Source organism: Kribbella lupini (assembly GCF_039529595.1).
GTDB classification, from domain to species: domain Bacteria; phylum Actinomycetota; class Actinomycetes; order Propionibacteriales; family Kribbellaceae; genus Kribbella; species Kribbella lupini.
The window spans coordinates 404,608-410,607 of sequence record NZ_BAAANC010000005.1; the positions used below are offsets into that span (position 1 = coordinate 404,608).

General features: G+C 69.1%; 6 protein-coding genes. 3 read left to right on the top strand and 3 right to left on the bottom strand.

Annotation, left to right across the window (positions count from 1 at the left end; translation table 11 throughout):
* Positions 1–62: 62 nt before the first annotated feature.
* Positions 63–587, bottom strand: a complete 525-nt coding sequence (locus tag ABD235_RS38475; RefSeq protein ID WP_344183417.1) for a cytochrome b/b6 domain-containing protein — start codon at positions 585–587, stop codon at positions 63–65.
* The gene (locus ABD235_RS38480; protein WP_344183418.1) at positions 580–1,296 is read right to left on the bottom strand and encodes a molybdopterin-dependent oxidoreductase; all 717 of its coding nucleotides are present in this window, start codon (positions 1,294–1,296) and stop codon (positions 580–582) included. The genes ABD235_RS38475 and ABD235_RS38480 overlap by 8 nt, the downstream gene beginning before the upstream one ends.
* Before the next feature lie 264 nt (positions 1,297–1,560).
* Here ABD235_RS38480 and ABD235_RS38485 point away from each other — a divergent pair, with 264 nt between their 5' ends.
* On the top strand, positions 1,561–2,574 hold the full coding sequence (locus ABD235_RS38485) for an alpha/beta fold hydrolase (RefSeq protein ID WP_344183419.1): 1,014 nt from the start codon (positions 1,561–1,563) through the stop codon (positions 2,572–2,574).
* A gap of 6 nt (positions 2,575–2,580) precedes the next feature.
* On the opposite strand, the gene snpA is transcribed toward ABD235_RS38485, so the two are convergent.
* The gene (gene snpA / locus ABD235_RS38490; RefSeq protein ID WP_344183420.1) at positions 2,581–3,234 is read right to left on the bottom strand and encodes a snapalysin; all 654 of its coding nucleotides are present in this window, start codon (positions 3,232–3,234) and stop codon (positions 2,581–2,583) included.
* A 227-nt stretch (positions 3,235–3,461) separates the two neighbouring features.
* Here snpA and ABD235_RS38495 point away from each other — a divergent pair, with 227 nt between their 5' ends.
* Complete coding sequence (locus ABD235_RS38495; protein WP_344183430.1) at positions 3,462–4,898, top strand: GuaB1 family IMP dehydrogenase-related protein; 1,437 nt, start codon at positions 3,462–3,464, stop codon at positions 4,896–4,898.
* Positions 4,899–4,944: 46 nt separating this feature from the next.
* On the top strand, positions 4,945–5,907 hold the full coding sequence (locus ABD235_RS38500) for an iron-siderophore ABC transporter substrate-binding protein (RefSeq protein ID WP_344183422.1): 963 nt from the start codon (positions 4,945–4,947) through the stop codon (positions 5,905–5,907).
* The last annotated feature ends 93 nt before the right edge of the window (positions 5,908–6,000 follow it).

Here is a 6,000-nt window from a genome sequence, read left to right on the forward strand (position 1 = left end):
TTCAGGCCGGAAGTGGGTCTAGCCCCACCTCATCGTGGACCCAGCCGGAGTCGCGCGGCCGCTCACCGGCTGATGCTGGTGAGCGCCTTGTAGGCATGGCCGGCGAGCGCCACGGCGATCGCGAAAGCGAGGATGTCGTGGACGGCGATCACGCCCGCGCGCGGGACGCCGGACAGGCTGAACTTGAACCACAGCAGGAGTCCCGTGACGACCATCACCACGATCGCACCGGCCAGCCAGGCGGCGAAGACCTTCTGGCCGGCGTTGAACTTACCGGAGACCTCGTGGTGGTGGGGGATCCGGCGGACCACGCCGAGCAGCCAGCGGCCGTCGGTCCGGGTGAAGCGGTTGAGCCGGCGTACGTCGAGACGTAGTGCTCGCGACAGCAGTCCGAGCAGGAACGGCGCCGGCAGCAGGATCCCCGACCATTCGTGCACGGTCGCGACCACGTGACGGCGGCCGATCGCCGCGGCGATCGGCCCGAAGTAGATGGCGGCCGCTGTGGTGAGGCAGACCACCATCAACGCCAGGGTTGTCTGGTGCACGAGCCGCTCGGCGCGGCTGAAACGGCGTACGGACTCATGCACCGGCCGGCTCCTCGCCCGGGAGCCAGCCGTCGACCGGGTAGCCGTACTTCTCCCAGTAGCCGGGGACCACCTCGTCGGTCACGGTGATGCCGGACAGCCACTTCGCGGACTTGTAGAAGTACATCGGCCCGACGAACAGCCGCACCGGGCCGCCGCTGATGTGCGGGATCGGCTGGTCGAGCATCTGCACCGCGACCAGTACGTCGGGGCGGCGCGCCTGCTCCATGGTGAGGCTCTCGCTGTAGACGCCGTCGAAGCAGGTGAAGCGGACGGCCTTCGCGTCCGGCTGGACGCCCGCCGCGTCGAGCAGCTCGGACAGCCGTACGCCGACGAACGGGACCTGGTCGACCTGCCAGCCGTCGGTGCAGACGACGTCGTGCGTCACGCGCGACTGCGGCAGCTCGGTCAACTGCGGAAGCGTGTACGACGTCGGCTTGGCCACCAGGCCGTCGATCGTGAGCTTGTATGTCGAGGCGTCCTTCTCGGGCACCGAGCCGGCGACGCTGAAGTAGCGGAAACCGCCCGGGTTCGGGAGCAAGCCGGACAGGCCGGTGGGGTCGCGCTGCGAGGCGGCGCCGAGAAGGTCGCTCCACTTCTCCTGCAGCGTCGGCGCGACGAACAGGCCGGCCAGGCCGGCCGCGATCGTCCCCAGGACGATCCGCCGGCCGATCGGGCGGCCGGCGTCGTCCGGCTCAACTTGGTCTGTCATCGGCATCCTCACGTCGTCACCGGTCCAACTGGTGTCGATAATGCCGCATTTGAGCGTCACCAGTCAAAAGGGTGACGCATTACCGCTCGCTTACTGGAGGCGCAGCCCGGTCTTCCAACGGGATCGGCCGGTCCGAGCTGGTTGCCGGAGACAACCACTTCGGAAGGTGCGGCGGCCGTCTGCACGTCTGGTCGACGACTTGGCGTCAACAATTCGTCTACGTCCGCACGGTTGGCTGGAGGCGACCGACGAAGGAGCAAGCGGATGATCAGCAGGAGAAAGTTCACCCAGGGTGTCGTGGCGGCCGGGGTGGCGGGCGGTGCGTTGTCCACGACCACGGCAGGCGCCACGACCGGAGCAGGACTACGGGCGGGCGTGCACACGTCGCTGGGGCCGATCAAGCGGGTGAAGGCCGGCGTTCTCGAGACGGCGTACGCCGAGCTCGGGCCGCGGCACGGGCAGCCGGTGGTGCTGCTGCACGGCTGGCCGTACGACGCGCACAGCTTCGTGGACGTCGCGCCGATCCTCGCCGCCGCCGCCGGGTACCGCGTGATCGTGCCGTTCCTGCGCGGGTACGGCAAGACCCGGTTCCGGTCGGCGAAGACGTTCCGCAACGGGCAGCAGTCCGCGGTCGCGCTGGACATCGTCGCGTTGATGGACGCCCTCGAGATCGACCAGGCGGTGCTCGGTGGGTTCGACTGGGGTGCCCGGACGGTCGGGTGCATCGCGGCGCTGTGGCCGGAGCGGTGCAAGGCGATCGTCTCGGTCAGCGGCTACCTGATCACCAGCCTGGAGAAGAACCTCGAGCCGCTGCCGCCGGCCGCCGAGCTCGGCTGGTGGTACCAGTACTACTTCTCGACCGAGCGGGGCGTGAAGGGGTACACCGAGAACTGGTCCGCGTTCAACGAGCTGATCTGGAAGATCGTCTCGCCGTCGTGGAACTACGACGCCGCGACGTACGCCCGGACCGCCGCGTCCTTCGACAACCCCGACCACGTCGCGATCGTGATCCACAACTACCGCTGGCGGCTCAGCCTGGCCGAGGGGGAGCGCAGGTACGACCGGTACGAGCGCGCGCTCGCCACGGCGCCGGCGATCGGCGTACCGGCGATCACCATCGGCAGCGACTTCGACGGAGCCGCTGCCGACGGCAAGGGGTATCGCGACAAGTTCACCGGCAAGTACGAGCACCGGGTCTTCGCCGGCATCGGTCACAACGTGCCGCAGGAAGCCCCGAAGGCGTTCGCGCAGGCCGTGATCGACGCCGACAACCTTTGATGCCGGTCAGCGGACGGTGGTGAAGCCCGCGGAGGTGAAGCCGTTGGCCCACAGCTGGTTCACGCGGGAGCGCTCGGCGGAGTTGGGCTGGGCGTTCGTGCACGACGTACCGGGACCGCCGCCGGACATCAGCTCGCTGCACGGGCCGGAGTAGTGGTCGGGCAGGCCGAGCACGTGACCGGTCTCGTGGGCGGTGACCCGGGTCGAGTTGTACTGCTGGTTCTGCCGGTAGTCCAGGAAGATGTAGCCCTGGCCGTGGCCGTTGGTCGACGCGTACGAGCCACGGGGGTCGTTGCCCTCGCGGTAGTAGAAGTCGTAGTTGCTGCCCGAGACCAGCCGGACGTTGGTGACCGCGCTGTTCCAGATCTGCGCGCTGCGCGAGATCTGGGTCGCGAAGCTCGGCGCGCGGCTGGCGCTGTAGACCACCGTGACGGCGGCGGTCTTGTCCGGGTTCTTGGCCTGCTTGGCCCGGGCGGACTTCATCACCGCGTCGTAGAAGGCCTTGGTCTCGGCCTCCTCCTGGACGGTTCCGACGTACGACGACGTGGTGGTCTCGGCGGTGGGCGCCGGGGCGGCGGTGGAGGTGGTGGCTGCCATGGCGGGGACGGCCAGAGCGGCAGCTGCGACTGCGGTCAGTGCGGAGATCAAACGACGGGACATAGGAGCCTCACTCCCTATCGGGGCGGAATGCGATCAGCCGACTACTGACCGCAACGCCACGGATCGTGACACCGCCGCGACAAATCCGCATCAGGACGGCGAAAACCCGGGGGTTAACCTTCGCTACCCCCGGGTCGCCCTTCGGTCGCTACCGAGGTGAAGCCGCAGAGGTCACGTAGCCTCGGGGTGAGCTTTGTCCGGGCGGGACGAGGGGTTGTGAGGTGCGTATGCGTTTCATCCAGGGACCGGTGCCAGGGCAGGACCTGACGTTCAACGACGTCTTCCTGGTGCCGAACCGGTCGGCGGTCGCCTCGCGGCTGGACGTCGATCTGTCGACCAACGACGGCAGCGGGACGTCGATCCCGATCGTCGCGGCGAACATGACCGCGGTGTCCGGCCGGCGGATGGCCGAGACGATCGCGCGCTGCGGTGGGCTGGCGGTGATCCCGCAGGACACCCCGGTCCCGGTGGTCACGGAGGTCGTGTCCTGGATCAAGGAACGCCACACCATCTACGACACCCCGCTGGTGATGACGCCGACCGACACCGTCGGCGAGGCGCTGAACCTGCTGCCCAAGCGCGGCCACGGCGCGGTGATCGTGATCGACCACGGACGGGCCGTCGGCGTGGTCACCGACGCGGACTGCCACGGCGTTGACCGGTTCACCCAGCTCGAGAACGTGATGTCGCGCGAGCTGCTCACACTCCCGGCCGGGATCGACGCCGAGGCCGCGTTCGACCAGCTGTACGACGGGCGCCACCGGCTCGCTCCGGTAGTCGACGGCGACGGCCGGATCGTCGGCATCCTGACCCGCCAGCGGGCGGTCCGGGCGACGCTGTACGAGCCCGCGCTCGACGCCGCCGGGCGGCTGCGGGTCGCCGCCGCGATCGGGATCAACGGCGACGCCGAGCAGAAGGCGAAGGCGCTGCTCGACGCCGGCATCGACGTGCTGGTGATCGACACCGCGCACGGTCACCAGGAGCGGATGATCGACGTACTGCGGACCGTGCGGGCGCTCGATCCGCAGGTGCCGGTGGTCGCCGGGAACGTGGTCACCGCCGACGGCGTGTCCGACCTGGTCGAGGCCGGGGCCGACATCGTCAAGGTCGGCGTCGGGCCGGGCGCGATGTGCACGACCCGGATGCAGACGGCGGTCGGGCGGCCGCAGTTCTCCGCCGTACTGGACTGTGCCGCGCGGGCGCGTGAGCTCGGCAAGCACGTGTGGGCCGACGGCGGCGTCCGGCATCCGCGCGACGTCGCGCTCGCGCTGGCCGCGGGAGCCTCCAGCGTGATGATCGGTTCGTGGTTCGCCGGGACGTACGAGTCGCCGGGCGACCCGCACCACGACAGCGACGGGCGGATCTACAAGGAGAGCTTCGGGATGGCGTCGGCGCGGGCGGTCGCCTCGCGGACCGCGGACGACACGCCGTTCCAGCGGGCCCGGAAGAGCTTCTTCGGCGAGGGAATCTCGACGGCCCGGATGTATCTCGACCCGGAACGCCCGAGCGTCGAGGACCTGCTCGACTCGATCGTCTCGGGAGTGCGCAGCTCCTGCACGTACGTCGGGGCGGGCACGCTGGAGGAGTTTCACGAGCGCGCTGTCGTGGGCATCCAGACCGCCTCCGGGTACGCCGAGGGGAAGCCGCTCGACAAGAGCTGGTGAAGACCCACTGCACCGGCCTGAGTTAGGGCAGCCTATCCTTGGTGCCATGCGCAGACTCGTTGCTGTCCTGCTGGTTGCTGTCGCGGGTGGGTCGCTGGTGGCCTGCGGGAGTGATTCCGGCGGCGCGACCGACGGCGCGCCGTACGCGAAGGTGGCGACGAAGTTCGGCGAGGTGACCATCCCGGCGGAGCCCCAGCGGGTGGTGGCGCTCGGCTGGGGTGACGCGGAGACCGCTCTGGCGCTCGGGGTGCAGCCGGTCGGGGCCAGCGACTGGCTCGCCTTCGGTGGCGAGGGCGTCGGGATCTGGGCCAAGGGCAAGTACCAGCAGGCGCCGCAGCTGATCGGCACGCTGGAGCCGGAGTACGAGAAGGTCGCCGCGCTGAAGCCCGACCTGATCCTCGACACCAAGTCGAGCGGTGACCAGGACCGGTACGACACGTTGAAGGGGATCGCGCCGACGGTCGGCGTACCGGCCGGTGGTGAGTCGTACAAGGTTTCCTGGGAGCAGCAGACCGAGATGGTGGCCGCGGCGCTCGGCAAGGTTGAGCAGGGCAAGGAGTTGATTGCCGCGACCAAGCAGAAGTTCGCCCAGGCCGTTGCCGCCAACCCCGGGTTCGCGGGCAAGACGATCACGCTGGGCGCGAAGACCAGCGAGGGGTACGGCGCCTACGTCAGCGGGACCGGGCGGGTGAACTTCGTCGAGCGGCTCGGCTTCGAGAACAACCCGACGATCCAGGCCAAGGCGACCGAGAAGTTCTCCGTGCCGGTCTCGCGGGAGAACCTGGACCAGCTGAACGCCGACCTGGTCGTGATGGCGCCGATCGGTGTGAAGGCGCAGGACATCACCGGCGACCCGCTGTTCCAGGCGGTCCCGTCGGTGAAGGCCGGCCGCGTGGTGGTGTTCGACGACAAGACGATCGCCTCGGCCTTCGCGACCGACTCCGTGCTGTCCACCGGTTACGCGCTGGACAAGGTGGTTCCCCTGTTCGCGGCGGCTCTCAAGAGCTAGGTGTGATGTCCAGGGAGGTTGTCCCGTTGGTTGGTGAGTCGGCGGGTCGTTGAGACAGGTGAAGGCCTCCGGTTGTGAAGTGGAGCTGTCTAA